At 65.8% G+C, this 26,609-nt stretch carries 25 protein-coding genes and 1 pseudogene; 13 read left to right on the forward strand and 13 right to left on the reverse strand.

From position 1 onward, the window contains the following. Positions 1–173 precede the first annotated feature (173 nt). Complete coding sequence (locus tag J7I84_RS00105) at positions 174–1,217, forward strand: LacI family DNA-binding transcriptional regulator (protein ID WP_214938923.1); 1,044 nt, start codon at positions 174–176, stop codon at positions 1,215–1,217. 46 nt (positions 1,218–1,263) lie between these two features. Beyond that, entirely contained in the window at positions 1,264–2,451 is a 1,188-nt protein-coding gene (locus J7I84_RS00110; RefSeq protein ID WP_214938926.1) for a mandelate racemase/muconate lactonizing enzyme family protein, read from the forward strand. On the opposite strand, the gene J7I84_RS00115 is transcribed toward J7I84_RS00110, so the two are convergent. Beyond that, on the reverse strand, positions 2,444–3,550 hold the full coding sequence (locus J7I84_RS00115; protein WP_214938929.1) for a LacI family DNA-binding transcriptional regulator: 1,107 nt from the start codon (positions 3,548–3,550) through the stop codon (positions 2,444–2,446). The genes J7I84_RS00110 and J7I84_RS00115 overlap by 8 nt on opposite strands. Before the next feature lie 173 nt (positions 3,551–3,723). Here J7I84_RS00115 and J7I84_RS00120 point away from each other — a divergent pair, with 173 nt between their 5' ends. From J7I84_RS00120 to J7I84_RS00140, 5 genes are all read left to right on the forward strand, one after another. Continuing rightward, positions 3,724–4,587, forward strand: a complete 864-nt coding sequence (locus tag J7I84_RS00120; protein ID WP_214938931.1) for an ABC transporter substrate-binding protein — start codon at positions 3,724–3,726, stop codon at positions 4,585–4,587. Between the two features lie 89 nt (positions 4,588–4,676). After that, the gene (locus J7I84_RS00125; RefSeq protein ID WP_214938934.1) at positions 4,677–5,465 is read left to right on the forward strand and encodes an amino acid ABC transporter permease; all 789 of its coding nucleotides are present in this window, start codon (positions 4,677–4,679) and stop codon (positions 5,463–5,465) included. Then, the gene (locus J7I84_RS00130; protein ID WP_285291122.1) at positions 5,462–6,250 is read left to right on the forward strand and encodes an amino acid ABC transporter ATP-binding protein; all 789 of its coding nucleotides are present in this window, start codon (positions 5,462–5,464) and stop codon (positions 6,248–6,250) included. Before J7I84_RS00125 ends, J7I84_RS00130 begins: the two co-directional genes overlap by 4 nt. After that, positions 6,250–7,293: a Gfo/Idh/MocA family oxidoreductase gene (locus J7I84_RS00135; protein WP_214938937.1), complete on the forward strand. Its 1,044-nt coding sequence runs from the start codon at positions 6,250–6,252 to the stop codon at positions 7,291–7,293. The genes J7I84_RS00130 and J7I84_RS00135 overlap by 1 nt, the downstream gene beginning before the upstream one ends. 80 nt (positions 7,294–7,373) lie before the next feature. After that, positions 7,374–8,495: an FAD-binding oxidoreductase gene (locus J7I84_RS00140; protein WP_214938940.1), complete on the forward strand. Its 1,122-nt coding sequence runs from the start codon at positions 7,374–7,376 to the stop codon at positions 8,493–8,495. Positions 8,496–8,555: 60 nt separating this feature from the next. Here J7I84_RS00140 and J7I84_RS00145 read toward each other — a convergent pair whose 3' ends face one another. Beyond that, a complete protein-coding gene (locus tag J7I84_RS00145) occupies positions 8,556–10,055 on the reverse strand; it encodes a SulP family inorganic anion transporter (RefSeq protein WP_214938942.1) in 1,500 nt (499 codons plus the stop codon). Positions 10,056–10,249: 194 nt separating this feature from the next. On the opposite strand from J7I84_RS00145, the gene J7I84_RS00150 reads away from it, so the two are divergent. Further along, positions 10,250–10,639: a MerR family transcriptional regulator gene (locus J7I84_RS00150; protein ID WP_396020018.1), complete on the forward strand. Its 390-nt coding sequence runs from the start codon at positions 10,250–10,252 to the stop codon at positions 10,637–10,639. 148 nt (positions 10,640–10,787) lie between these two features. Beyond that, positions 10,788–12,413 (forward strand): polyprenol phosphomannose-dependent alpha 1,6 mannosyltransferase MptB, encoded by a 1,626-nt coding sequence (mptB, locus tag J7I84_RS00155; RefSeq protein WP_214938948.1) that lies wholly within the window; start codon positions 10,788–10,790, stop codon positions 12,411–12,413. A 19-nt stretch (positions 12,414–12,432) separates the two neighbouring features. Here the strand turns inward: mptB and J7I84_RS00160 are convergent, their stop codons facing one another. Then, positions 12,433–13,689: a glycosyltransferase 87 family protein gene (locus tag J7I84_RS00160; protein ID WP_214938951.1), complete on the reverse strand. Its 1,257-nt coding sequence runs from the start codon at positions 13,687–13,689 to the stop codon at positions 12,433–12,435. A 28-nt stretch (positions 13,690–13,717) separates the two neighbouring features. Further along, the gene (locus tag J7I84_RS00165; RefSeq protein ID WP_214938954.1) at positions 13,718–14,998 is read right to left on the reverse strand and encodes a glycosyltransferase family 87 protein; all 1,281 of its coding nucleotides are present in this window, start codon (positions 14,996–14,998) and stop codon (positions 13,718–13,720) included. A 364-nt stretch (positions 14,999–15,362) separates the two neighbouring features. On the opposite strand from J7I84_RS00165, the gene J7I84_RS00170 reads away from it, so the two are divergent. After that, positions 15,363–15,566: a hypothetical protein gene (locus tag J7I84_RS00170; protein ID WP_214938957.1), complete on the forward strand. Its 204-nt coding sequence runs from the start codon at positions 15,363–15,365 to the stop codon at positions 15,564–15,566. 36 nt (positions 15,567–15,602) lie between these two features. Here J7I84_RS00170 and J7I84_RS00175 read toward each other — a convergent pair whose 3' ends face one another. After that, complete coding sequence (locus tag J7I84_RS00175; RefSeq protein ID WP_214938960.1) at positions 15,603–15,863, reverse strand: DUF3072 domain-containing protein; 261 nt, start codon at positions 15,861–15,863, stop codon at positions 15,603–15,605. Between the two features lie 134 nt (positions 15,864–15,997). On the opposite strand from J7I84_RS00175, the gene J7I84_RS00180 reads away from it, so the two are divergent. Together J7I84_RS00180 and J7I84_RS00185 are read left to right on the forward strand one after the other, a co-directional pair. Beyond that, positions 15,998–16,870 carry an NAD(P)-dependent oxidoreductase gene (locus J7I84_RS00180; RefSeq protein WP_214938963.1) on the forward strand — a complete coding sequence of 291 codons (873 nt, stop codon included), beginning with the start codon at positions 15,998–16,000 and terminating at the stop codon, positions 16,868–16,870. A 200-nt stretch (positions 16,871–17,070) separates the two neighbouring features. Further along, entirely contained in the window at positions 17,071–18,435 is a 1,365-nt protein-coding gene (locus J7I84_RS00185; RefSeq protein ID WP_214938965.1) for an MFS transporter, read from the forward strand. A gap of 41 nt (positions 18,436–18,476) precedes the next feature. Here the strand turns inward: J7I84_RS00185 and J7I84_RS00190 are convergent, their stop codons facing one another. The 4 genes from J7I84_RS00190 to J7I84_RS00205 all read right to left on the reverse strand — a co-directional run bounded on the left by J7I84_RS00190 (position 18,477) and on the right by J7I84_RS00205 (position 22,639). Continuing rightward, positions 18,477–19,049, reverse strand: coding sequence for an MOSC domain-containing protein (locus J7I84_RS00190; RefSeq protein ID WP_214938969.1), 573 nt, complete (start codon positions 19,047–19,049; stop codon positions 18,477–18,479). Between the two features lie 227 nt (positions 19,050–19,276). Further along, positions 19,277–21,679, reverse strand: coding sequence for an excinuclease ABC subunit UvrA (locus tag J7I84_RS00195; RefSeq protein ID WP_214938972.1), 2,403 nt, complete (start codon positions 21,677–21,679; stop codon positions 19,277–19,279). Positions 21,680–21,773: 94 nt separating this feature from the next. Next, positions 21,774–22,193, reverse strand: coding sequence for a VOC family protein (locus tag J7I84_RS00200; RefSeq protein ID WP_214938975.1), 420 nt, complete (start codon positions 22,191–22,193; stop codon positions 21,774–21,776). Continuing rightward, positions 22,190–22,639 carry a helix-turn-helix transcriptional regulator gene (locus tag J7I84_RS00205; protein WP_214938978.1) on the reverse strand — a complete coding sequence of 150 codons (450 nt, stop codon included), beginning with the start codon at positions 22,637–22,639 and terminating at the stop codon, positions 22,190–22,192. The genes J7I84_RS00200 and J7I84_RS00205 overlap by 4 nt, the downstream gene beginning before the upstream one ends. A 255-nt stretch (positions 22,640–22,894) precedes the next feature. Here J7I84_RS00205 and J7I84_RS00210 point away from each other — a divergent pair, with 255 nt between their 5' ends. Continuing rightward, the gene (locus J7I84_RS00210; protein WP_214938981.1) at positions 22,895–23,284 is read left to right on the forward strand and encodes a YgjV family protein; all 390 of its coding nucleotides are present in this window, start codon (positions 22,895–22,897) and stop codon (positions 23,282–23,284) included. A 7-nt stretch (positions 23,285–23,291) separates the two neighbouring features. Here the strand turns inward: J7I84_RS00210 and J7I84_RS21360 are convergent. The 4 genes and pseudogenes from J7I84_RS21360 to J7I84_RS00225 all read right to left on the reverse strand — a co-directional run. Next, positions 23,292–23,369: pseudogene (locus J7I84_RS21360) on the reverse strand (gluconate 5-dehydrogenase); the annotation flags it as partial. Then, the gene (locus J7I84_RS00215; protein WP_214938983.1) at positions 23,366–24,283 is read right to left on the reverse strand and encodes an NAD(P)-dependent oxidoreductase; all 918 of its coding nucleotides are present in this window, start codon (positions 24,281–24,283) and stop codon (positions 23,366–23,368) included. The gene J7I84_RS00215 and the pseudogene J7I84_RS21360, both read right to left, overlap by 4 nt. Further along, positions 24,280–25,629, reverse strand: coding sequence for an MFS transporter (locus tag J7I84_RS00220; RefSeq protein ID WP_214938985.1), 1,350 nt, complete (start codon positions 25,627–25,629; stop codon positions 24,280–24,282). The genes J7I84_RS00215 and J7I84_RS00220 overlap by 4 nt, the downstream gene beginning before the upstream one ends. 147 nt (positions 25,630–25,776) lie before the next feature. Continuing rightward, positions 25,777–26,574: an IclR family transcriptional regulator gene (locus tag J7I84_RS00225; RefSeq protein ID WP_214938986.1), complete on the reverse strand. Its 798-nt coding sequence runs from the start codon at positions 26,572–26,574 to the stop codon at positions 25,777–25,779. Positions 26,575–26,609 lie beyond the last annotated feature (35 nt).

Below are 26,609 nucleotides of genomic sequence, written 5' to 3' on the forward strand. Positions count from 1 at the left end.
ATTTCGAACGGTGATTTAAGTCACGTCCTAAACTAAAACGTGAAAAATCGGCGGAGTCAAGGGACCGTAGAGGTTATTTTGGAAAGAAAGCCGGTGTTTGGGCAGAGCTTGACGCTCCCAACCCACGTTCTGCAGAATAAATGCACTCCTCATCTTCGAAAGATTGCGAACCCATGACGACCAAATTGTCGGAGCGTGCCAAGCCAACGCTCGCAACCGTGGCCAGGCAGGCCGGGGTCTCGGCGCCGACGGTCTCCAAGGTGGTAAATGGACGGGATGATGTAGCGCCCGAAACGAGGGCCCGGATCCTCGCGGCGCTGGAGCAGGCGGGCTACAGGTCCCCCGTGCAGCGCAGGGCTGCTGCGGAAAGCGGGACGGTGGTTGAAGTGGTGATCGATGTGCTCGACTCCGCGTACACCATCCAGGTCCTGAACGGCATTCTGCAGTTCGCCGCCAGCGCCGACGTCGAAATCCTGGTGAGTGTGACCGGCCAGTCCACCCCTGGCCGGCAGACCCCGGAACGCCGCGCACAGCGGATGCTTGAAGAGGGAAGGGCGGGAATGATCGTGGTGACGTCGGCCTTCAGCGAGGCGCAACTGCATGCATTCCGCCGCCGCCAGATCCCGGTGGTGGTGATCGACCCGCTCAATCCGCCCTCATCCGACGTCGTAAGTGTTGGAGCGACTAACTGGGCTGGCGGCAAGGCGGCCACCGAACACCTGCTGGGTTTGGGACACCGCCATATCGCCTACATTGGCGGGGTCGAAGGCGCCGAATGCAACCAGGCACGACTGCATGGGTACATGGCTGCCCTGATGGCGCAAGGCATCGAGGTGGACCCCCAGTACATTGTCTCCGGCGGCCGGTTCCGCACCGAGAGCGGCGTCGACGGGTTCAGGGAGTTGCTGAAGCTTGACTCCCTTCCCACAGCCATCTTCGCCGGCAGCGACACCATTGCCCTGGGTGTCCTCAGCGAGGCCCGGCACCATGGGATCAGGGTTCCGGAAGACATCAGCATCATCGGTTTTGATGGCACCAACCAGGGTGAGCAATCGGTGCCCTCGCTGAGTTCGGTGGCGCAGCCGCTCGAGGAGATGGGGCGGGCGGCCTTGAGGTCGCTGCTGCGGCAGGCGCGGGGGGAAGTCCTGGATTCCCATCGGGTGGAGTTGGCTACCCAGGTGATCGTCCGCGAATCCACTGCGCCGCCGGCGGGCTGACTACGTCCCCGGATAAGCCCTTGCCACTTACGAAAGACGTTAACGCATGAAAATCACCAATTTCGACACCGTCGTCGTCGACTTCTACCGGACCAACCTCATCTTTGTCCGGCTGAGCACTGATGAGGGCCTCACGGGGATAGCCGAGGCAACTCTCGAAGGCCAGGAGCATGCAGTCACCGGCGCAGTGGCGGTCCTGGCCGAGGCCGTACGGGGCAAGGATCCCACCCGAATAACGCAGACCATTTATGAAGTGAACCGGGATGCGTACTGGCGTGGCGGACCTGTCTCCATGACAGCGCTCAGCGCACTGGAGATGGCCATGTGGGATGTCTCGGCCCGCGCGCTGGGAGTCCCCGTCCACCGCATGCTGGGCGGGCAGGTCCGCGACCGGGTCCGGGCCTACGCCAACGGCTGGTTTTCCGGAGCCAAAACGCCCGAGGAGTTCGCCGAGGCCGCGGTCCAGACCGTGGCCCAGGGCTTCCGCGGGCTCAAATGGGATCCCTTCGAGGCCGCGGACCTCACCCTCGGACCCGGAGATCTGCGCCGCATGCTCGAACCCGTGGCAGCTGTCCGGGAGGCAGTAGGCGATGACGTTGAGCTGTTCATCGAAGGGCACGGCCGATTCGACGTTCCCACGGCCATCCGCGTGGCGAGGGACATTGAACAGTTCCAGCCTGTCTTCTTTGAAGAACCCTGCCCGCCGGACGGACTTGATGCGCTTATCGAGGTACGCTCCAAGTCCCCCGTCCCCATTGCGGCAGGGGAGCGGTGGATGGGCCGGAACACCTTCCTTCCCGCCCTGGCACGCGGCGCCGTGGACTATATCCAGCCTGACGTCACCCACGCCGGGGGCTTGCTGGAATTGTCATTCATTTCCACGCTCGCGGCAGCGCATTACGTTCCGTTCGCGCCGCACAACCCAAGCGGGCCCCTCAGCACCGCTGCAACCCTCCAGCTCGGCGCAACGCTGCCGAATTTCCGGTACCTGGAGATCATGGCAACCGATGTGCCGTGGCGCAGTGAGATCTCCAGTGAGCGCCTCCAACTGACGGCCGAGGGAGACGTCATGATCCCCGATGGCGTGGGCCTGGGCATTGAGCTGGACTTTGACGCGATCGCTGAGCACCCTTTCACGCCGCATCCCATGCACATCTTTAGCGACGCCGTGGCGGACATCCGCCCGCCGGACGCCCGGTCCTATTTCAACCTGGAAGCGGCCAGCATCAGCTGAGCCGCGCTGCCACATCCTCCCGTTCTACGTCCCTTACCGCCGGACGAGGCCCCACCGACCCCCGACGCACCAGGGTAGCCGTGAACTGTGCCGGAGCGGCAGGAGGCAGCCCCTCCATCTGCCGGATCAGCGCCTTGGCCGCAGCCACACCCATGTTGTAAACGGGCTGGGCGATAACAGTGAGGGGCGGAGTTGTGAGCCTGGTCCACGCAAAGTCGTCATACATCAGGAATGAAACATCCGCCGGGATGGACAGCCCCAGCTCCTGGATGGCCTCCACGACGCTCAGTGCGATCAGGCCGTCGGAAGCCACTACGGCTGTGGCCCGATCCCGGCCCCGGAGCACTTCGCGTGTGACGCTGCGGATGGAGTCCTCGTCCCCGGCATTCAGCCGGACCAGGTCCTCCGGGAAAGGCAACCCCGCGTCGAGGAAAGCCTCCCGCATGCCCTCGATGCGGTCTGCGATCTGGGAGGACTCCAGCGTGATCCCGGGCGTGTAGGGGGTGTCCGTCCTCAGCGTGGAGATGAAGGCGATGCGGCGGTGCCCGGCATCGAGCAGGTACTGCGTTGCCTCGCGCGAAATCCTTGCCATGTCCACGGCCATGGTCTCGACGGGCATGTTGCCGGCCGTGCGGTCGATGAAGACCATGGGCCGGCCGGACCGGTGCACCTCCTGGAGGTGTCCGGTCTCCACGGACGAGGCCGGAGCGATGATCAGGCCGTCCACGCGTTTGTCCAGCAGCACCCGGACCGCGTCCACTTCCGCGTCCCGGTCCTCGTCGGTATTGACGAGGATGACGTTGTAGCCGGCCTTCTTCGCCGTGTCCGTGATTCCGCGGGTGGCAAGCCCGAAGTGCGGGTTTTCTATGTCACCCACCACAACGCCAATGGTGTGCGACTTGCCTGTGTTCATACTGCGGGCAAGCTCATTGGGCCGGTAGGAAAGGGCCTCTGCGGCAGCGAGGACGCGCTCTCGCACGTCGTCACTGACGGCGCCGTAATTGCCCAGCGCCCGGGCGGCCTGGGCCTTGGAAACCTGGGCAGCCTTGGCGACGTCGGCAACTGTTACGTCCCGTCGTCGTGCTCCTTCGCCGTTCATCTTCACCTTCCGAAAGGGCTGTTGACGCCACCTGTGACTTGGGCTACATTTCTATCCATCGATGTGAGTCCGGTCTCAATCCTAGGGTGTGAGACCGGACTCAACAAGAGCATCGGCGACTTTCTTCGGCGGCCCTGACAGCACCGCCTCCCTCCCAACGATTGGACAACGCTGTGAAGAAAAAGAATCTCCGCCCGGCTGGAATTGCCGCCGCAGCACTCGCCGCGGTCCTGGCACTTTCCGGCTGCGGCTCCACCTCCGCCGCCTCCAGCACGGAGAACAACCCCTACGGCCTGATCCAGCCCGGCACCATCCGCGTTGCCAGCCTGGGTGACTCCAAGCCCTACACCTTCGCCGACGCCTCCGGTAACTTCACGGGTTTCGACGTTGAACTGTTCAAGGATGTGGCCCACCGGGCCGGTGTGGACAACGTGGTCTTCACCGGCCAGGACTTCTCCGGGCTCCTTGCCGCGGTAGCGAACGGGCAGTTCGACGCAGGTGTTGCCGCGATCGGCATCACCGACAAGCGCAAGGAAACCGTGGATTTCTCGGACGGCTACCTGGCCGGTTACCTGACCGTGATCACCACCAAGACGTCGGGGATCACGAATGTTGACGGCCTGGCCGGCAAGCGCCTGGGCGTGGTCCAGGGAACCCTGCAGGAGGCCTACGCGGTGAAGAACTTCACCTCAGCGAGCCTGGTCCGTTTCCCGGATAACAACACCGCCATCGCCGCCGTGAACAGCGGAACCGTGGACGCCCACTTCCTGGATTACGAAGCAGCCAAGGCGTATGAGGACCAGCACGGCCTGGTCAGCGCCGCGGATATTCCATCCTTCGACGCCCCGGCCGGGTTCGCGGTGGCCAAGGGCAAGACGGCGTTCAAGGAAGCCCTGAACAAGGGCCTGGCGGCCGCCATGGAGGACGGCACCTGGAAGAAGCTCTACCAGAAGTGGTTCCCGGGCTCCCCGATGCCCAAGCAGTACCTGCCCAAGGCCGAGCAGACCGCCTCCGCCTCACCGGCGCCGAGCAAGTAAGCGCCTAAGCCTTCGGGCGCAAAGCCAGGGAGGCCGCGGTGGCCGCGGCCTCCCTGGCACCTCCACCCAATCTACGTCTGAGAGCAATCATGGACTGGTTCAACACCATCATCCGTACCTTCTTTGACTTCGGCGCTATGGCCGAGGTCCTGCCCCAACTGCTGGCGGTCGGCCTGCTGAACACGCTGATCATCTCCATCGCCGCCACCGTGCTTGGCACGGTGCTGGGAATGGTAGTGGCCGTCATGGGCATCTCGCCGTCCAAGTGGCTGCGGGTCCCGGCCCGGATCTACACCGACCTTTTCCGGGGATTGCCGGCCATCCTGACCATTCTGCTGATCGGGCAGGGATTCGCCCGCCTGAGCCAGTCGATCTTCGGCCCATCCCCGTACCCGCTGGGCATCATCGCGCTGAGCCTGATCGCCAGCGCCTACATCGGCGAGATTTTCCGTGCCGGCATCCTCAGCGTGGACAAGGGCCAGGGCGAGGCCTGCCGCGCCCTGGGCATGAGCTACCCGAAGTCCATGGCACTGGTGGTGGTACCCCAGGGCGTCCGCCGCGTCCTGCCGGCCCTCGTGAACCAGTTCATCGCCATCGTGAAGGACTCCTCCCTGGTGTACTTCCTGGGCCTGCTGGTCACCGAACGCGAACTCTTCCGCGTGGGACAGGACGCCGCCGTCCTGTCCGGCAACCTCTCACCCCTGGTGGCCGCCGGCCTCCTCTACCTGGTGATCACCGTTCCGCTGACGCACCTGGTGAATTACTTCGACAACAAGTTCCGCACGGGCAGGCGCCGGGCTGCACCACCCACCAGCGGCCTGAAGGAAGTCAAGGAACTCGACGCGGCCTCGCCGCTCACCACCGGGAGCAACACATGAACACGCCCACGCCAACCAAAAACACCACCGCGGGCGGCACCGCAGCCGCCCCGGCATTCCACGGCTCCAGCCTGGAACTGCGCAACCTGACCATGGCCTACGGCGAGATCGAGGTACTGCGCAACGTCAGCCTCGCCGTCGCCCCGGGCACCACTACCTGCATCATCGGGCCCTCCGGGTCCGGCAAATCCACGCTGCTGCGCGGCATCAACCGGCTGCATGAACCCAAAAGCGGCGACGTGCTCCTCGCCGGTGACAGTGCCTTGGCCGTCAACCCGGACACCCTGCGCACCCGCATCGGCATGGTGTTCCAGCACTTCAACCTGTTCCCTGACCACACCGCCGAGGAAAACGTGGCCCTGGCACTCTGGAGCGTCAAAGGAATGCCCAAAGCCCAGGCCATGGACCTCGCCCGCCGGCGCCTCGCGGAAGTAGGACTCGCCGAACGCGCCGACCACCGCCCCCGCGACCTGTCCGGCGGCCAGCAGCAGCGCGTCGCCATCGCCCGCGCCCTGGCCATGGAACCCGAAGTAATGCTCTTCGATGAAGCCACCAGCGCCCTGGACCCCGAACTGGTCAAAGGCGTCCTGAACCTCATGGCCGGACTGGGGCGGCGCGGCATGACCATGCTGGTGGTCACCCACGAAATGGGCTTCGCCCGCAAGGTCGCAGACCAGGTGGTCTTCATGGACGAAGGCGAAGTCGTCGAAGCAGGAACCCCCACGCAACTCTTCGACAACCCCCGCAGCGAACGCCTCCAACGCTTCCTCTCCGAGGTGCTCTGATGGACAGCGTTGCAGCGGCACCCATCCGGACCGCCGTCGTCGGTTTTGGGATCTCCGGCAAGGTCTTCCACACGCCGCTGATCTCGGCCAACCCGGACTTCTCCCTTGATGTGATCGTTACGGCCCAGCCGGAACGGGCCACTGAGGCGGAACGCCTCTACCCCCAGGCACGGATTGTTGCCACTCCCGAGGAACTGTTCGCCTTGTCCGCTGACCTGGACCTCGTCATCCTGGGCACGCCGCCGCACACACACTTTGGGTTGGCCGCAACGGCCATCGCCCACGGCATGCACGTCGTGGTAGACAAGCCTTTCGTGCCCTCGTCCGCTTTGGGTAGCGAGCTGATCAGCAGGGCGGCCGACGGCGGGGTGCAGCTGACGGTGTTCCAGAACCGCCGGTGGGATGCGGACTTCCTGACTCTCCAGAAGGTCCTGGTGTCCGGGGCGCTGGGGCAAGTTAACAGCTTCGAATCCCGATTTGAGTGGTGGCGGCCGGAAGGTTTTGGGAACTGGCGGGACACCGTGTCCCTCTCCGAAGGCGGCGGGATCCTGCATGACCTCGGCGCCCACCTGATCGACCAGGCAATCCAGTTGTTCGGCCCGGTGGAACGGAGTTACGGAGAGACGGCCAACCGTGGTTCCCATCCGGATGCCGCCGACACCGAAGCCTTCGTCTCACTGCTGCACGCCTCCGGCGTCCGCTCACGGCTGTGGATGAACGGCATGGCTGCCCAGGCCGGCGCCCGCTTTCATGTCCTTGGTTCCCAGGGTGGCTATACAAAGTGGGGTCTTGACGGACAGGAACCCGCCCTCGCAGCAGGGATGCCGCCGGCGGACCCGGCCTACGGACTGGACCCCCAGGAGTCCTGGGGGCTCCTGGGCGTCGATGGTGCAACATCACCCGTGACTGCCGAGCGCGGCGCCTACCCGCAGTTCTACGCGAAGCTGGCCGCCGCCCTTCGCGGGCAGGGGCCGCTGCCCGTCGATCCTTCCGGTCCGCTTGAAGTTCTGAAGGTCATCGAGGGCATCCACGCCCTCGCCTGACTGCCCGTACTCCCCGCTCTTTTCCGTTGATGCGCCGTTCGCGTCCATCACAACCACGAATTCCACAGAAAGGGACACCAATGTCCTCTGCTACAGCCACCAAGCGCGTCGCGATCATCGGCGGCGGCATCCTGGGCGTTTCCACAGCCGTGCACCTGCTCCGCGAAGGTGCCTCCGTGATCCTGCTGACCGAGCGCGGCCTGGCCAGCGAAGCCAGCGGCCGCTCGCTGTCCTGGCTCAACTCCGCCGGCGAACGGTCCACCCCCTACCACCAGCTGCGGGTTGCCGGCGTGGACCGCTACCGCACCCTCTTCGCCTCCGACCCCCGCCGGGAATGGCTCCAATTCGGCGGCGGCCTCATGTGGAACGCCGCGGGGCAGGGTGATGCCACAGAGGCCCGGCACGCCTACGAGAAGTCCATTGCCTACGATTCCAAGCTGCTCGCCCCGGAAGGGATCGCATCAGCCACTCCCGGCATCGATGCGGACGCCGTCCCGGAGAAAGCCATCTTCAACCCCGGCGAAGGCTGGGTAAGCCTGCCGGACTTGATCGACTTCCTGATGGAGGAGTTCCACTCCCGCGGCGGCGAACTGGTCCTCAACGCCGGCAAGGCCTCCGTCATGGTGGAGGGCGGCCGCACCGCAGGCGTGGAGACCGCGGCGGGCGGGACCTACCCGGCCGACGCCGTCCTGGTGGCGTGCGGTGCTGCGACGCCCGCCGTCGTCGAACCCCTGGGCGTGCACATCCCCAACGGTTCCCCCGTGTCCATGCTGGTGGTGACCAAGCAGGTGCAGCACGACGTCACCGCCGTGCTGAACACTCCGCGCGTGGCACTCCGGCCCAACCCGGGCGGCACGTTTGCCCTGGACCACGACTGGTACGAGGAACACATCACCGAGCACCCGGACGGCTCGTTCACCATTCCGGAAGAAGTGGTGCAGGAACTGGCCGATGAAGCGTCCAGGCTGGTGGCCGGCAACCCGGAACTCAAGTCGGCCTCCTGGAAGATGGGCTACAAGCCGATCCCGGGCGACGGCGAGCCGGTGCTGGGCGAACTGGGCCAGGTGCCGGGCTGCTTCGTTGCCTTCACCCACTCCGGTGCCACCCTGGGCCTCATCGCCGGCGAACTCCTTTCCGGCGAGATCCTGACCGGCCGGAAGCACCCCATGCTGGCAACGTTCCGGCCGGGGCGCTTCTCCTAGTTCTTCTGGAAGGGGGAGGGGCCGTATGTTGCGGCCCCGCCCCTTTGCAAACGAGGCCGCTCAGGCGCCCAGGTGCCCCGTCAGGCGGCGGTGGAACCCGGTGCTGCGCTCATCGAGGCCTTCGATGGCCACCGTGGCACCGTGGTGCCCGTACTTGGTTTCGATCGAGTCGAGGGCGGCCACCGTTGACGCGTCCCAGATCTGGGCGCGGCTGAGGTCAATGGTCACCGAGGCGGGATCATCCGCGTAAGCGAAGTGCTCCACGAGATCATTACTGCTTCCGAAGAACAGCGGCCCCACCACCTCGTAACGCACGCTGCCGCCGTCGCCCGCCACAGTCCGCTCCACGGTAATAACGTGGGCCACCCGGCGGGCGAACAGCACCATGGCGAGGACGACGCCCACCAGGACTCCGTAGGCAAGGTTCCCGGTGAGGACGACGACGGCGACAGTGACACCCATGACGATGGTCTCCGGCAGGGGCATCCTTCCCAGAGTGGACGGCCTGACGCTGTGCCAGTCCACTGTGGTGACCGCGACGACCATCATGACGGCGGCAAGGGCCACCATGGGAATCTGTCCCATGATCGGGCTGAGCCCGGTCACCAGGGCCAGCAGGAACACGCCGGCAACCGCCGTGGAGATGCGGGTGCGCGCCTGGCCGGTCTTCACGTTGAGGACGGTCTGCCCGATCATGGCGCAGCCGGCGATGCCGCCGTAGAACCCGGCGAGGATGTTGGACACGCCCAGGCCCCAGGACTCGCGGCCCTTGTGCGAGGGGGTGTCGGTGATGTCATCCACCAGTTTCGCCGTAAGAAGGGTTTCCATGAGGCCGACAAACGCCACGCTCAGTGCGGTGGGCAGGATGAGCTGGAAGGTTCCAACGTCCAGCGGAACAAGAAAAGGGGTGATCCCGGGCATCTTGCCCGTGAGGGGCCCCTCGTCAGCCACGTTCGGAACGGGGAGGCCTGCAATGATGGCGATCGCCGTGACGACGACGATGGCCACCAGGGGTGACGGAACCACCCTGGTAAAGCGCGGAAGGACGAAAATAATGGCCAGCGTCAAGGCAAACAGGACGTAGGCAAGCCAGGGGACGTTCAGGACGTGTGGTACCTGGGCCATGAAGATCAGCACACCCAGGGCGTTGACGAATCCGATCATCACCGACCGCGGGATGAAGCGCATCAGGCGGGCCAGGCCGGCCAGGCCAAAGACCACCTGGATCACGCCGGCGAGGAGCACAGTGGGCAGGACGTACTGGACGCCGTGCCCGTGCACCAGCGGGGCGATGACCAGGGCCACGGAACCGGCCGCGGCCGTGACGACGCCAGGTCGGCCGCCCAGGACCGACATCGTCAGGGCAAGCACGATGGACGCGACAAGGCTGACCATGGGATCGACCCCGGCCACGATGGAGAACGAGATAACCTCCGGGACCAAGGCAAGCGTGGTGACCATTCCGGCAAGCACTTCACGGGACAGCTGCCGCGGAGAGCGCAGCGCGGTGAGGACGGTGATCGGTTGCCGGATCGGGCGGAAATGGTCGGCGATGGCCAAGGAGCGACTCCAGGGACGTGGCTCTTTCGAGAGCGGGTGGGCAACGTTGTGCGCGCCGCGGTGCGCACGGGTCCAGCCCTGCCATGGAAGACAATTGGGTGGAGGAAAAAGGCGGGCCGGTGACTGTCGGCTGCGTGTGCAACACTACCCTAACGTGAGGGTTGAGCCGGATTGGTGACGTGATGGTGAAAGAAATGACCGCTGAAGAAGTGGTGGCCACAATGCATATCGGTGAACTGGCGGACCGTTCGCAGCTGTCCCTGCGGACCATCCGCCATTACGACGAGGTGGGCCTGCTGAAACCGTCCGGGCGCACCGAAGGCGGTTTCCGCCTTTACACCGAACGCGACTTCACACGCCTGCTGTTGATCCGCAGGATGAAGCCGTTGGGGTTCACCCTGGAAGCCATGTCACGCCTCCTGAAGGTCATTGACGCCCTGGAAGCGGCCCACCCGGACCAGGATGTTACGGAGTTCCGGTCTGAGTTGAACGGTTTTATCGAGGAGGCCTCGCGGCGCCGTGCCAAGTTGGAGGAACAACTCGGCATGGCCGACGAATTCCTGGCGCTGCTGCGCGCCCGGTAGGGGACCCGGCGCTGTTGCCAAACTGTGCCTTCCCGCCCGGCCCCGGACCGGGGCAGCAGTAAGCGCGGCTGATAAAATGGCTGGGTTGCAGGGCGGCCCATAGTGCCGGTGCAACCAGCGCCGTACCAAAGTAGGGGACCACACAATCATGACGGCAGGCGGGTCACACCTTGAGACGTCGGAGAGCCGGCCGGGCAAACCGGTCGACGCCTCCGCGCCCGCCAAAGGCCGCGCCTACCTGGCCACCATCGAAGGTTTCATCGGCGCCCTCATGATGTTTGTCGGCTCCATCGGCACGGGCTGGATCGCCAACGGCTCGCCCATGATCCGCCAGCCGGTGGTGATCGCGCTCCGCACCGAAGGGTGGGGTGTGGCGGTGTCAACCGTGCTGCTGACGGCCGGTGCCATGCTCCTGATGCGGTCCTGGCTGAGGTTGGGCCAGCGGCTGGGGGACTGGGGAGCGTCGTCGCTGCGGTCCGTGGTGGTGGCCATCTCCGCCTGGTCCCTGCCGTTGCTGTTTTGCGTCCCGGTCTTCTCCCGTGACGTCTACGCCTATACAGGCCAGGGCCGCCTGGTCCAGGAGGGCCAGAACCCGTATGAGGTGGGTATTTCCACCCTCAACAACTGGTTCGCGCTGGGGGCCGACCCCGCCTGGGCCGAGAACAGGACCCCGTACGGCCCGTACTTCCTGTGGCTGGCGCGCGCCGTGGTGGGCCTGACCGGTGCCCAGCCTGACGCGTCAGTCCTGCTCTTCAGGCTCCTGGCCGGCGTCGGCGTCCTGCTGTGCGTCGTCTACGTGCCCAGGCTCGCCGAACTGCACGGCATCAACGGTGCACGGGCTCTCTGGATCTCCGTGGCCAACCCGCTGTTCCTGATCAGCTTCATCGCCAGCGCCCACAACGACGCACTCATGGTGGGACTCGCCGTCGCCGGCGTCTACCTGGCTGCCACCCGCCGCTACCTGCTGGGCATCCTGCTGGTCACAGCGTCAGTCGGCATCAAGCCCATTACCGTGCTGCTGCTGCCCTTCATCGGGGTCATGTGGGCGGGCCCCGCCGCTTCGTGGCCGCGCAAGTTCCTGATGTGGGGCGCGACGGCGGGCATCAGCTTCGGCGTGCTGGCTTTGAGTGGGATCCCCTACAACCTGGGCATCGGCTGGACCTGGGCCATCATGGACCCCACCCCCGGTTATACGGGCTACTCGCCGTCCGGCTTCCTTGGCCAGCAGGTGGAGATGCTCGCCAACGCCCTGGGCCTGCCCGGGGGGACGCTTGCCACCTGGCTCCGGACCGCCATGAAGTGGGCCGCCATTGCGCTGGTCCTGCTGCTGATGTTCCGCGGCGACTACTCGCGTGCGGTGCGCCGGATGGCCCTGGCGTTCACCGCCGTCGTGATGCTTTCACCCATCATCCAGCCCTGGTACATCCTCTGGTTCCTGCCGTTCCTCGCCGTTACCGGCATCCGGGACGACTGGCAGATCCGGTCGCTCTATGTGGGGGTGACGTTCTTTGTGGTGTTCGGCGCGCAGGACCAGCTCTCCGTCTGGTCCTTCGTGGAACTGCCCATCGACGCGTCGTCCCTGGCGTTCTTCACCGCCCTGGCATTCACGTTCTACCTGCTGGTCCTGGACGTCCACACCCGCAAACTGCTCATCGAGGGCAAGCCGCTGGACTTGGGCCGCCGCGCCTGGCAATGGGCGGTGGAGCGCAGGGCGGCACGGCGCGCTGCCGCATCCGGTGCTCCGGCCGCCGTCGACCGGTCCGAAAGCCGCTAGCCGGAAGCGCCAGAAGCCGTTAGGCTCCCGCCGGGACCCGCGTTGAAGCCTTGCGGCCCAGCTCGGCCGTCCGCTTCACGGACCACCACAGCAGGACCACCAAGAGCACGTTGCGGGTGGTGAGGATGGCCGCCATGACCGGGTGCGCGTGGATCAGCGGCGTGTAGAACAGCGGGTAGATCACGAACGTTGTCATCGCGATGCCCATCAGCAGGGCAGCAGGCACCTTCCAGCGCTCCCAGTCATGGGTAAGGCCTGCGATGATCACCGGCGCCAGCCAGATGATGAACTGCGGGGAGCCCACCTTGTTGAAGACGATGAAGGCCGTAACCATCATGAGCGAGCCCTCGAGGAACAGCTCTTCCCGCTCGGCGCCTCGCCGCATGGCACGGACCAGCAGGATGGCAGCGGTCACGGCGGCGAGGACCAGCAGCGGCTGCATCAGGAAAGCTGCGGTGCCGGCGCCCGGACCGTAAACCTCAGTGGAGTTGATGGCCGTGTTGTCCGCCATCTTCGAGTCCGCGATGTGGAAGACGCTCAGCCAGACCCAGGGCGTGGAGAAGGTGGCCTCAAGCTGCATGCCGCGCTCGCCCTGGTTCAGGAGGAAATCCATGATGTGGGGCAGGCCGCCGGCCAGCCAGGTGCCCAGGCCAACGACGGCGGTGACGGCGGCCCCCGCCAGCACCACCTGGAGGCGCTTGTGGCTGGCGATGACAATGGGCACCAGGACAGCCGCAGGCCACACCTTGATCCACGTGGCGATGCTGAGCAGGACGCCCGCCACCACCGGCCGCTCCGCCGCGTAGAGCAGCGCGATCAGCACGATGGGGGCGGTGATTCCCTCCACCCGGGCAAAGCTGAGGTAGCCCATGAAGACGGTGAAGAACAGCCACCACCACGCAGGGGCGATGCCCTTGGTTCTGCGCGGCCCGCGGGTCAGGTAGAGCAGGCCGACGGCGTTGAGCAGCGTAATGATCAGGAACCAGACCAGCAGGTAGAGGCTTGGCCCGGCAATGTTGGCGAGGAAGATGGGGATCTGCGCCAGCACCGGGTAGACCCAAGGGCTGATCTTGCCGGTCAGGTCCGCGGGGTTGTACCCGGCCATGGCCCACTGCCGGTACTGCTCTGTGTCGCTGAACGTATCGCCGTTCAGGAAGAAGGAGGCCATCCAGCCCAGGAAGTACAGATGGACGACGGCGAAGCCCCACCACACGCTGGACGGGCGGGCGAACCAGGCCACCACCTTTGCCGGCAGGACTTTGCTGCGGACCGCCACCAAACGGTCAAAGAACCTCGTGGAAATGTCAGGTCTCCTTGAGCGCGGGGGCGGGTGCGGAGGTCTTCTTGCCCAGCGAGTACAGGCGGCGGACGCTCCACAGGAACAGGACCACCAGCAGGACGTTGCGGATGGTCAGCACCAACGCCATCCACGGGTTGTTGTGGCTGAGGGCGTCATAGAAAAGCGGGTAGATGAAGTAGGTGGCCACGGCGATGGCGATCAGCATCAGCGCGGGGATCCGCCATTCGCGCCAGCTGTGCGCCAGGCCGACGGCGACGGCCGGGCCGAGCCATACCATGAACTGGGGCGAGCCCACCTTGTTGAAGACCACGAAGGCGGTGGCCAGGGTCAGGGAGCCGGCCAGCAGCAGTTCCGTGCGGTCCACGCCGCCGGCCACCTTGTGCTGCTTCCCGTTGTGGAGGGCCCAGAAAGTCAGCCCCGCCACCAGCAGGGCAGCCAGGACCAGGAGTGGCTGCATCAGGACGGACATGGTGGCGGTGCCCGGGCCGTCCACCTGCATGGAGTTGATATCCGTGTTCATGTACATGCGGGAGCCACCGACGTTCAGGACAGAGAGCCAGAGCCAAGGGGTGGTGAACGTTGCCTCGAGCTGCATGCCGCGGTCGCCCTGCTGGGTGAGGAAGTTCAGCAACTTGGGGACGCTGCCCAGTGCTGCTGCCAGCGCAACGACGCCTGCCGTCGTCGCGATTCCTGCCAGCACCACCAGCAGGCGGTTTTTGACGACGGCGAAAAGCGCCAGCATGATGGCCGCCGGCCAGACCTTCACCCAGGTGCCGACTGCCAGCAGGATGGAGGCGATGAACGGACGTTTGACACCGTAGGCCAGGGCCACGAGGACCAGCGGTGCGGTGAGGCCGTCCACCCGGGCGAACCCCAGCCAGCCCATCAGGAAGGTAAAGGCGAGCCACCACCAGCCGGCGGGGATGGCATTGGCGTTGCGCCCGCGCTCTGTGAGTTTCAGCAGCGCCCAGCCGTTGAGGAGCGTGGTCATGAGGACCCAAAGGAAAAAGAACGGTGCCGGTCCTGCCAGGCCGGCGATGGCCATGGGGATCAAGGCCAGGATGGGGTAGACCCAGGGGCTTGGGCCGCCCCGGAGATTCGCATCGTTGAAGCCCGCCATGGCCCAGTCGCGGTAGATGAAGGTATCGCTGAAGGCCTCGCCGCGCAGGGAGAGGGACTCCGCGAAGAGCAGGAAGACCAGGTGGACCACAATGAAGCCGACCAGCAGGCCACGCTTGGAGTTCAGCCCCCTCCGCACGGGGGCAGGGAGGACAACGTTGCGCATCCTGGTCAGATTGCCGAAAAGAGCGTCGGTGGAAATGGCGGAATCCTTGTCAGGTCGTTGCACAGTCAGCGGTGGCGCAAAATGTCTCGGTACGGCCACGGGGCAGGGTTCAGGGGCAGCTGGAAGCCCTGAAAATGGGCTTCCACTCCTGTCCAACTCTAATTGACGGGGCCTTGCGGCCAATAATTGTCAGCGTGGATCGAGTTGTCCGAGGCACTGACCTGCGTCATTTATCTAAAGTTGCTGGCAGTTGGCTCCTGGGGCACCATGGGTCAGGCACGAAAATGCCACCCGCCCATGCAGCCAGGGGGAGCGCCAGGCGGGAGTATGCCCACCAATCCCTTGAAAGACACAGGCAACATCCATGAACTTCCCCTTGACCCTTACCGTGTCCGACCGCCACAGCATGGACAGCGAGCTCGATGCTGCCGTCGCAGCCGCCAAGGCCCACGCATTTGACGGCAAGCGTTACGGCATCCTGGTTACCCGGCACGGGGCTGACAAGTTCACGGTCGACCTCAGCGAGACGGTTCCATTCGGCCTCACCCGCGAACACCAGGCCTGGTAGAGCCCTTCAGGCAACCCGGGACATAGTCCGCCGGTTCTAACTGCCGGTGCTGCTGTCCGCCTCGCCGCTTACGCGGTTGCTGCGTTGCTGCAGCCTGTCAATGTGCTTTGACGCCTCCGCCTTGCTCAGGTCTGCGGGAAGTTCTTCTCCTGCCTCGCGGGCAAGGGTATCGAGGTAGCTGCGCTGGGCCGCCGTCATGGGTTCATCCCCGGTAACCCAGTCTTCCGGGTCCCTGTTGAGGCCTGCATTGGGTTCGGGTTCCGGGCTGCCGATTGTTTCCTGGTTGCTGTCGCTCATGGGTACGAGTCTAGGTCGGGGGCCCGACATTCTGCGGGAGCATCTGTGCCGAACGTGGTCATGTGAATAAGTCAGGGAATCCTGGAGACGTTGAGTAGGTGGGAAGAGACCAACGCAACCAGGAGGATGACTCGATGAATACCAAACTCAAAGTGGCTGTGCTCGGGACAGGAATCATGGGGGCTGCCATGGCCCGGAACCTCCTGCGGGCCGGCCACGAGGTTTCGGTGTGGAACCGGGACGCAGCCAAGACGGAACCCTTGGCTTCCGACGGGGCCCGGCGTGCCGCCAACCCTGCCGAAGCAGTTGAGGCGGCCGACGTGGTCCTGACCATGCTCTACGACGCCGCCGCGGTGGAGGAAGTCATCCAGGCCGCCGCCCCCGGGATCCGGCCCGGCACGGCCTGGGTCCAGTCCACCACCGTGGGCGTCCAGGACGTGCCCGTTTTGGCCAAACTGGCTGCCGGGCTTGGCCTGGACCTGGTGGAGGCGCCTGTTTCCGGCACCCGCGCTCCTGCTGAAGCAGGCCAGCTTTTGGTGCTGGCGGCGGCACCTGAGGCGGTTCGCCCGCGCGTGGCGCCGGTCCTTGACGCCATTGGCGCCCGAACCATCTGGACTGGTGATGACCCGTCGAAAGGGTCTGCCGCCCGGCTCAAACTCGTGGTCAACAGCTGGGTTATTGCTGCCTCCAATGCCGCCGGCGAGGTGGTGGGCCTGGCCGAGGCCCTGGGCGTTGATCCGCAGCAGTTCCTCAGCGTGCTCGACGGCGGCGGCCTTGATCTTCCCTACCTGCGCACCAAGATGGGCCTCATCATGGACGGCGGCCTGGAGCCTGCTTCCTTCGCTGTGGACACCGCGCGCAAGGATGCGCACCTCATTGTCGACGCGGCCGCCGAACAGGGCCTGAAACTCGATGGCGCTGAAGCTTACGCGGCCCGGCTGGACAGGGCGGCGGAGCAGGGGCGCACAAAGCAGGACATGGCAGCGGCCTACTACGCTAGCCGATAGCGCCAGCCGGCCCAGGCCGCGCCTGTGGGATAGCGCTTGCCCGTTGACGTAATCCACGTCACCTTCTATATTGGATGAATCGATTCAAGAGCTGACGCTCCGGCCCCAGGCGGGCCGACTGCGGCGCAGACACCAGCCGTGGGCACTGCTGTATCCAGCGGTCCGGTTCCTTGCCAATGAAGACGAAGGACGTAAGCAACATGAGCACCACCCCAACCCGCGTGGTTTCCTCCAGGCCCGCTGCCGGAACCGGTTCGCGGGACCCGAGGAAAGCGGCCCTGAGCGGCTGGATCGGCAGCGCCCTCGAGTACTACGACTTCGCTCTGTACTCGCTGGCTGCCACGCTGATCTTCCCCACCATCTTCTTCCCGGCGGAGAACCCCACCGTGGGGATCATTGCCTCTTTGGCGACGTACGCCGTCGGCTACGTCTCGCGCCCGGTTGGCGCCGTGGTTCTTGGGGCGTACGGTGACCGGCACGGACGCAAGAAGGTTCTCGTCTTCGCCATGCTGCTCATGGGCTTCGCAACCTTTGCCGTCGGGCTCCTGCCCACCTACGGGCAGGTGGGCCTCCTCGCCCCCGCCCTGCTGGTGATCCTCCGCCTCATCCAGGGCTTCGCGGTGGCCGGCGAACTCGGCGGCGCCAGCGCCATGATTGTGGAACACTCACCAGACGCCAGGCGCGGCTTCTTTGCAAGCTTCAGCCTGCAGGGCACCCAGGTGGGTTCGATCCTCGCCACCGCGGTCCTGCTCCCGCTCGCCGCCCTCCTCCCAGCTGACCAGTTCGGCTCCTGGGGCTGGCGCATTCCGTTTCTGCTCAGCGCCGTCGTCATCCTTGCCGGCTACCTCATCCGCCGCCGGGTACAGGAGCCGCCGACGTACGCGGCCCAGTCCGGAACTGCCGAAACCACGCGCCGCTTTCCGCTCGTTGAACTGCTGCGCACCCGGCCCGGAGTCCTGGTCCGCTGCGTCCTCATGACCTTCACCAACGTCATCGGCATGGCCACCCTGATCTTCGGCGTCTCCTTTGCCACCCAGAAGGGCTACGGCAACGGCTTCTCCAGCAGCGAGTTCCTGTGGGTGACGCTGGTGGCCAACATCGCGGCCGTGGTGACCATCCCGCTGTTCGGCGCGCTGTCGGACAGGATCGGCCGGCGGATGCTGATGGCTGCCGGCGGCGTCCTCGGCGGAGTCCTGGTAACGGGCTACCTGTGGGCGATCGAGCAGGGGAGCCTGCCACTGGTGTTCGTCTGCGTGGTCATCGTGCAGGGCATGTTCTTCCAGATGTGGAACGCTACGTTTGCCACGTTCTTCCAGGAGCAGTTCCCCATGCGGATCCGCGTGACCGGCTTCGCGGTGTCGCAGAACATCGGGCTCATGATCGCGTCGTTCTTCCCGAGCATTTTCACGGCGATCGCCCCTCCCGGCTCGGCCAATGTTCCGCTTACCATCGGGCTGACGACGCTCGGCATCTGCCTGGTCTCCGCCGTGGCCGCCCTGATGTCCTCGGACACCAAAGGCACGTCGCTTGAGGATCTCGAAGCGCAGGGCGTGCAGCGCCCGTAGGAGCGGCATTTCGCCGTCGCGCGTCCCACCGGGCGTGCGTCCTACGGCAGCCGGGAGGGCCGCAGCACGCTCGCCTGACCGGCCAGCGCAGGGTCCAGCGGCACCGGGCTGACCAGCACGGCCGGGCCGCGGTGCAGGAGTCCGCCGGACAGGGCCCGGCAGCGGATGCCGCCGCGGCCCCGCATGGCGGGATGTGCACGGGGGGCCAACATTTCGTTCATCCAGCCACACGGCTGGGCATGGCGGCCGCCGTGCAGGGACACCGATGACCCGCCGGATTCCAGCACGAAGTCCTGGCCCAGCAGCGGCGCCAGTTGTACTCCGCGGAGCACCACGTTGCGGCGCGTCAGCAGGGGGTTGAACGGTTCGGCGTCCAGCTCGGCGGCGATGGCCTCGAGGGACTCGACGGCGAACAGCGTCACCGCAGCGTCCATGTGCGCTGCCTTGCCGAAGAACCGGTCGCCAACGATGCCCTTGCCCGCCACTACCTCCACCGTCTCGGCGTCAGTGGTGGGAACGTCGGCGGCGCCATCCCGGGACCGCCCAAAGTAGGCGTGCGCGGGGGAGACCAGCAGGTGCAGAACCCCGACGTCGTAGCGGTAGCTTTCAGCCATACAGCCAGCGTAGGGCAGCCGGCATTGAAATCCGGAGCTCCAGGGGGCCCGACGGCGGAGGCCGGGCCGGCGTCGGACCCCACCGTCACCGAAACCACCACCGCATCACCATGGAGGTCAACCCGGCGACGGCGAACGAGGCATCAGCCGGCAGGCCGCGCAGCAACAGATCGCCGCCGCCACCGCGCCCTTCCTTGAAGGGCTTTAGGGCAGGCTGGACACCAGGTTCAGGCCCCGATATAGGCGGCCAGATGCCGGCCGGTGAGCGTCGCCCGGCCAGCCACCAGGTCAGCAGGCGTGCCCTCGAAAACAATCCTGCCGCCGTCGTGCCCTGCTCCCGGCCCGATGTCGATGATCCAGTCGCCGTGCGCCATCACGGCCTGGTGGTGTTCGATGACGATGACGGACTTGCCCGCATCCACCAGCCGGTCCAGCAGGCCAAGCAGCTGTTCCACGTCCGCCAGGTGCAGGCCTACCGTGGGCTCATCCAGGATGTAGGTGTCCCCGGACTCCGCCATCTGGGTGGCCAGCTTGAGCCGCTGGCGTTCACCGCCGGACAGGGTGGTCAGTGGCTGGCCCAGGGAGATGTAGCCCAGGCCGACGTCGGCCAGGCGTTCGAGGACTTTGTGCGCCGCGGGCGTCCTGGCCTCGCCTTCGGCAAAATACGCCAGCGCCGCGTCCACGGACATGTCCAGGACGTCCGCAATGTTCTGGCCGCCCAGGGTGTACTCGAGGACGGCGGGCTGGAAGCGGCGCCCCTCGCAGTCCTCGCAGGTGGACTCCACGGTGGCCATGACGCCCAGCTCGGTAAAGATCACGCCGGCGCCGTTGCAGGTGGGGCAGGCGCCCTCGGAGTTGGAGCTGAAGAGTGCCGGTTTTACGCCGTTGGCCTTGGCGAAGGCTTTGCGGATGGGCTCCAGCAGCCCGGTGTAGGTGGCCGGATTGCTCCGCCGGGAGCCCTTGATGGCGCCCTGGTCGATGACGATCACGCCTTCCCGCTTTGCCAGCGAGCCGTGGATCAGCGAGCTCTTTCCGGACCCGGCCACGCCCGTCACCACGCAGAGCACGCCGAGCGGCACATCGACGTCCACATCGCGCAGGTTGTTCGTTGAGGCGCCGCGGACCTCGAGCGCGCCGGTGGGTTGCCTGACGGAATCCTTGAGCCGGGCGCGGTCATCCAGGTGGCGGCCGGTGATGGTGCCGCTGGACCGCAGCCCGTCCACGTCGCCCTCGTAGACGATCTCGCCGCCGCCGGTGCCGGCCTTCGGGCCGAGGTCGACGACGTGATCGGCAATGGCGATCATCTCCGGTTTGTGCTCCACCACCAGGACGGTGTTGCCTTTGTCACGCAGCTGAAGCAGGAGGGTGTTCATCCGCTCGATGTCGTGCGGGTGAAGGCCGATGCTGGGCTCGTCGAAAACATAGGTGACATCCGTGAGGGAGGAGCCCAGGTGGCGGATCATCTTGGTCCGCTGCGCTTCTCCGCCAGAGAGGGTGCCGGCGGGGCGGTCCAGCGACAGGTAGCCCAGGCCGATTTCAGCGAACGAATCCAGCAGGTCCCGCAGCCCGGCCAGCAGCGGCCGGACCGAGGGCTCATCCAGTCCCCGGACCCACTGCGCCAGGTCGCTGATCTGCATGGTGCACAGGTCAGCGATGTTTTTCCCGTTGACGCGCGAGTTGAGGACGTCCGGGGTCAGGCGCGTTCCACCGCACTCCGGGCAGGTGGCGAACGTGACGGCGCGCTCCACGAACCTCTTCACGTGCGGCTGCATGGCCTCGACGTCCTTGGAGAGCATGGACTTCTGGATCTTGGGGATGACGCCTTCGAACGTGAGGTTGACGCCCTCCACCTTGATCTTGGTGGGCTCGGCGTACAGCATGGTGTCCAGCTGCTTCGCGGTGAACTTGGCGATCGGTTTGTCCATGGGCAGGCCCATGCCCTCGAACAGCCGGCCGTACCAGCCGTCCATGGAATAGCCGGGTACGGTGAGCGCGCCCTCGGAGAGGGACTTCGAGTCGTCGTACAGCGCCGTCCGGTCGATGTCGCTGATGTTGCCCATGCCTTCGCAGCGCGGGCACATGCCGCCCAGGTAGGTCACTTGGCGGACCACGTTCTTTTCCACCCGGCCGCCCTTCTCCGTGCTCATGATGCCGCTGGCCTTGCGGGTGGGCACGTTGAAGGAGAATGCAGTGGGCGGGCCGACGTAGGGCTTACCCAGGCGGCTGAAGAGGATCCGCAGCATGGCGTTGGCATCGGTGGCCGTGCCTACGGTGGAGCGCGGGTTGGCGCCCATCCGCTCCTGGTCCACGATGATGGCTGTTGTCAGCCCTTCCAGCCGGTCCACGTCGGGGCGGGCCAGGCTGGGCATGAACCCCTGGACGAACGCGCTGTATGTCTCGTTGATCATCCGCTGCGATTCGGCCGCGATGGTCGCGAACACCAGGGAGCTCTTGCCGGAGCCGGACACCCCCGTGAACGCGGTCAGCCGCCGTTTGGGCAGCTCCAGGCTGACGTCCTTGAGGTTGTTTTCGCGGGCGCCCTGGACCCGGATCAGGTCGTGGCTGTCGGCAACATGCTCCCCCGCCTGTGTTGTGCCTGTTCCGGCGCCTGTGCTGGTGTCCGTGCTCAAGGTGTCCCCCTTGTTCGTGGAGCGGCACCGAAGGGAAGGCTGCGCTGCAGCCTCCCTCCGGCGTCGTCCGTTATATACGCGTGCTGTTATATGACTAGGGCTGCTGGTTGATGCGGACGGTGTTGCCGGCAGGATCCCGGAAGGCACAGTCGCGGATACCGTACGGCTGGTCGATGGGTTCCTGGACTACGTCGGCCCCGCTCGCCTCGACCTTGGCGAACGCGGCGTCAACGTCGGGGGAGGAGAGGACGATGGTGGCGTAGGTGCCCTTGGCCATCATTTCAGTGATGGTGCGGCGCTCACTCTCGGTGATGCCCGGGTCCACGGCCGGCGGGTGCAGGACGATGGAAACGTCCTTCTGGCCGGCGGGGCCCACGGTGATCCAGCGCATGGTGCCGCGGCCCACGTCGTTGCGGATTTCGAAGCCGAGCGCGTCGCGGTAGAACGCCAGGGAGGCGTCCGGATCAGTGGCGGGAAGGAAGGTTGAGGAAATGTTGATGTTCATGCCTGTCATGCTAGTAACGCCTCCGCACCCGGCGCTTCTCGATTCCTGACCGGTCTGGTGACCTGTTTGGCCACGCAGGCGGGGATCCCCGCCGTCGAGCTTTGCGCCTCGTTCTTATAGGCGCTGGGAGGCATGCCCACCAGTTCACTGAAGCGGGTACTGAAGGTCCCCAGCGAGGAGCAGCCGACGGCGAAGCACACCTCGGTCACGCTGAGGTCGCCTTTGCGGAGCAGCGCCATGGCCCGTTCAATCCGGCGGGTCATGAGGTAGCTGTACGGGGATTCGCCGTAGGCGAGCTTGAAGCGGCGGCTGAAATGGCCGGCGGACATGTGGATATCCCGGGCAAGGGATTCGACGTCGAGCGGTTGCGCATATTCGCGGTCCATCCGGTCCTTGGCGCGCCTCAGTTGGGTGAGTTCGCGGAGGTAGGGGTCGGAGGCGGGACTGCTGATCACAGCTTTGATCGTGCTACGCCTCGGGGGTCTTGTCCAGACTCCCGGTGGCGGGGTCTCCGGTGGCAAATCGACCTCCCGGAGCGGGGTATGATTATGCCGCTGCCCAGCGTATGAGGTCCTCGCCCGAACAGGGCTCGAGTCAACGCAGAGCTGGATGATGCAGGTTCGAACAGAACGGCATCCGGCGAAACCAAACCTTGAATCACCTTTTAGCCCTGCCCGGATACTGCGCAGGCACCACCTCGGAAGGACGCCATGGGACTGCTGTGGGAAATTGCCGGCTGGGCAGGCGCTGTTGCCATCCTTAGTGCATACCTGGCCGTTTCCATGGGCTGGCTGAAGGCCGGGAAGGGCTTCCAGACGGCGAACCTGTTCGGCTCTGTTGCCTTCATCATCAACGGAACCCTGCATAGTGCATGGCCGTCAGTTGTCACCAACGTGGCCTGGTTCGTGATCTCTGCTGTTGCGCTGGTCCGCATGCGTTCGGAGGAGGCACCCGCCGCTCCGGTTGAGGCCGCCCATGTCCAGTACCCCGGTGTGCCGGACTCCACCGGCCAACTGGCCGTCGTCGAGGCCTTCACGGAGGCCCTCCCCGTTGTTGGGTCCACGCCGGCGCTGGCGGATGGGCCGCGGCTGGCCCTTTAAGGGGACGACGGGCCAGCGCGTTGCCGATGCCCCGGCTTGAACCCGTGACCAGTGTGCGTCCGCTCAGGTCGAACAGCGCACTCATGGCGAGGGCTCCCCGACGGCGTTAGTGGCGGCCAAGTTGGCTATCGCCTGCCGCACCACGGCCAGGTCAAGGTCGCCCAGGCCTTGCGCCACCAGCTCCGCGTACAGCTCGGCGCCGGCGGAAGCCATGGGCGTGGCGGTGCCTGCATTGCCGGCGCTCTCCAGCACGAAGGACAGGTCCTTGTGCATGAACTTCGCCGGCCCGGTGGGCGTGTAGTCCTTTGCCGCCAGGCGGGGTCCCACCAGTTCCAGAACCCTGCTGGCAGCGAGGCCACCGGACAGGACCTCAAAGAGGGCGCTGACGTCCATGCCCGAACGTTCCGCAAGCTCGGCCGCCTCGGCGAGTGCCGCCGTCGTGGTTCCCACGATCAGCTGGTTGCAGGCCTTGGCGAGCGAGCCGGCGCCCAGTTCACCCAGCCGCCGCACGGCGGCGCCCATGGCTTCCAGCACCGGCAGGGCCCGCTGGAAGTCGTCCTCTGACCCGCCGGCCATGATGGCCAGGGTTCCGTTCTTCGCGCCTTCGGTGCCGCCGCTGACCGGAGCGTCGAGCACCGAGGCGTTGCCGCCGCTCGCGTCGGCCACGGCGAGCCCGAATGCCCGTATCCCGACCGGGGACACGCTGCTCATCACCACAAGGAGCGTTCCCGGTGCCGGTGGCGCGGCCCGCCACGCCTCAAAGAGCCCCGCCGCAGCATTCTCGATGAAGGGCAGATCGGGGAGCATGAAGATGATGACGGGTTTGTCGCTCAGGTCTGCGACGTTGGTGACGCCGGTCCCGCCCAGCGCGTCAAGGTCCCGGACGGCAGCGGGGGAGCGGTTCCAGCCCGTGACCTGCCACCCTGCCTTGAGCAGGTTGGCGGCCATCGGAGCTCCCATCAGCCCCAGCCCGACGAACCCGACGGAGGCGTTCGTCACGCGGCGTCCTCCACCAGCACCAGGTCGCGGCCGTTGGTTTCCGGGGTGAAGAACGTGGTGACGAACGAGATTGCCGCCAGGACCAGCGAATAGAGCGCGGGCACCAACCAGGAGTGGTTGGTCGCCGCCAGCAGTGCGACGCCGATCATCGGGGCGAAGCCGCCGGCAAGTACCGCTGACAGTTCGCGGCTGAGGGCCACACCGGTGAAGCGGTGCTGCGAGCCGAAGAGTTCCGGCAGCAGCGCGCACTGCGGACCAAGCATGGCCTGTACACCGAGGGCGATGCCCACCACCATGACCACCCAGACCAGGGCCACATTGCCGAGCGTCACCAGGTAGAAGGCCGGCAACGCGATGACGGCCTGGAAGAGCGCGCCGTAGCGGTACACGGGAACCCGGCCAAAGCGGTCGGACAAGGCACCGAAGGCAACCACCAGCACCGCCGCGAAGCCCGCGGCGATCAGCAGGCCGGTGGGGCCGATGAACTTGTCGCCGGGGAAGACGCCGGCCGGCATGCTGATGAAGGACACCAGGAGTGCCGAGTAGATGGACGAGTTGCCGTTTTCCCCCATCCGGAGTCCGATACCTATCAGCACATTCTTCTTGGAGTGCTTCCAGATCTGGCCCACCGGATTCTTGACCACGGCTTTGTGCTTTTCAAGTTCCTGGAAGACCGGGGTCTCCTTGAGCCGGAGCCGGATAAAGATGGCAATCGCGATCAGGATGATGCTGGCCAGGAACGGAACGCGCCAGAGCCAGCCCTGCAGGACTTGCTTGTCCGCAAGGGCCATAAGGGCAAACGTCCCTGCACCCAGGAGGGTGCCAAGCTGGATGCCCACGAAGGGCAGGGCGGCGAAGAAACCACGACGACGGCGCGGGGCCACCTCCGAGATGAGGGTGGTGGCGCCTGCCTGCTCGGCGCCGGCGCCCAGGCCCTGGAGGATGCGCAGCGTCACCAGGAGCACCGCCCCCAGCATTCCCGCCTGGTCAAACGTGGGCAGGAGGCCGATGGCGCAGCTGGACAGGCCCATCAGGCCGATGGTCAGGATCAGCACCATCTTGCGGCCGAAGCGGTCCCCGATATGGCCGAACACCACACCGCCGAAGGGGCGGGCGGCGAACCCGACGCCGTAGGTGGCGAAGGAGGCGATGACCGCGCCGCTCTCACCCAGTGGGGCGAAGAACAGCGGGCCGAAGATCAGGGCCGAAGCGAGCCCGTAGATGTAGAAGTCGTAGTACTCCAGGGCGGAACCCACGGAGCTGGCAAGTGTTGCCCTTCGCAGCTGGTCCGGATCGACGACGGCGCCGTCCGTGCTGGCCTGCGGTGTTTTAGTACGAGTTGTCACGAGAACTCCCTCTAAGGCACTCCAGGCCCCCGTTGGCCTGGTGGGATAGCGGCAACACCTGTTGTGTCGATCACTATGCTGAACACAATACAGCAAGCTGAACGGCTGGCAACAGTTTTCGGTTTCTTACTTGAGGGTTCTTCGCGCTTAGCCCATGGGGTTGCCCAGGGAATGGGCCAGTTCCTGCAGTTCCTTGACCATCTGGGACCCCTGCTCCGGCGTGTAGGTGGCCTTGAGGGCCGTCACGGACAGGCCCAGGCTGGGGCCGTGGGCTCCCCGGGTTGGGACGGAGACGGCCAGGCACACCACCCCCGTGGTGGATTCCTCATCCTCAAAGGCGAAGCCCTGCTCGCGGATCTGGCTCAGCTGGGCCTTGAGTTCGGCGCCTGTGCGCAGCGACTTGGGCGTGAGGACCGGCAATTCGGCGCCGTCCGGGAACATTTCCTCGATGTCGTGCCAGTTGAGCCGGGCAATCAACGCCTTGCCCACCGCGCACAGGGATACCGGCATCTTGTCGCCGATGTTGGACGTGAGCCGCACCGCGGGATGTCCCTCGTACCGTGCGAGGTAAATGACGTTGGTGCCGTCCAGCATGGCGATCCGTACGGTTTCGCGGGAAAGGACGGAAGCCTGTTCGCAGTAGCGGTAGAACTCCTGCACCTCGTCCATGCGGCCAAGGTAGGCGGCGCCCAGTTCCACCAGCTTGCGGCCCAGGGTGAACTCACCGCCCTGCCTGCTGATCAGGCGTGCCTCCTCCAGTGCCAGCAGGAGGTTCGAGGTGGAGGACTTGGGAATTCCCACTTCGCGCGAAAGGTCACTCAGTGTAAGCCGGCCAGTAGCCGAGGCCGCGAGGGCGTCCAGGACGGCTGCTGCCCTTGTCACTGCAGGCGCCGGCGAGGTGGCTCCCGGTTTTTCGGCTGAAGCGGGGGGGTGGGAATCGGCCATGATTCTCCTTAGGTCGCCAGGGCAGACTTCGCTGA

The sequence above is a fragment of the Arthrobacter sp. ISL-85 genome, from assembly GCF_018613675.1.
Lineage (GTDB): Bacteria > Actinomycetota > Actinomycetes > Actinomycetales > Micrococcaceae > Arthrobacter.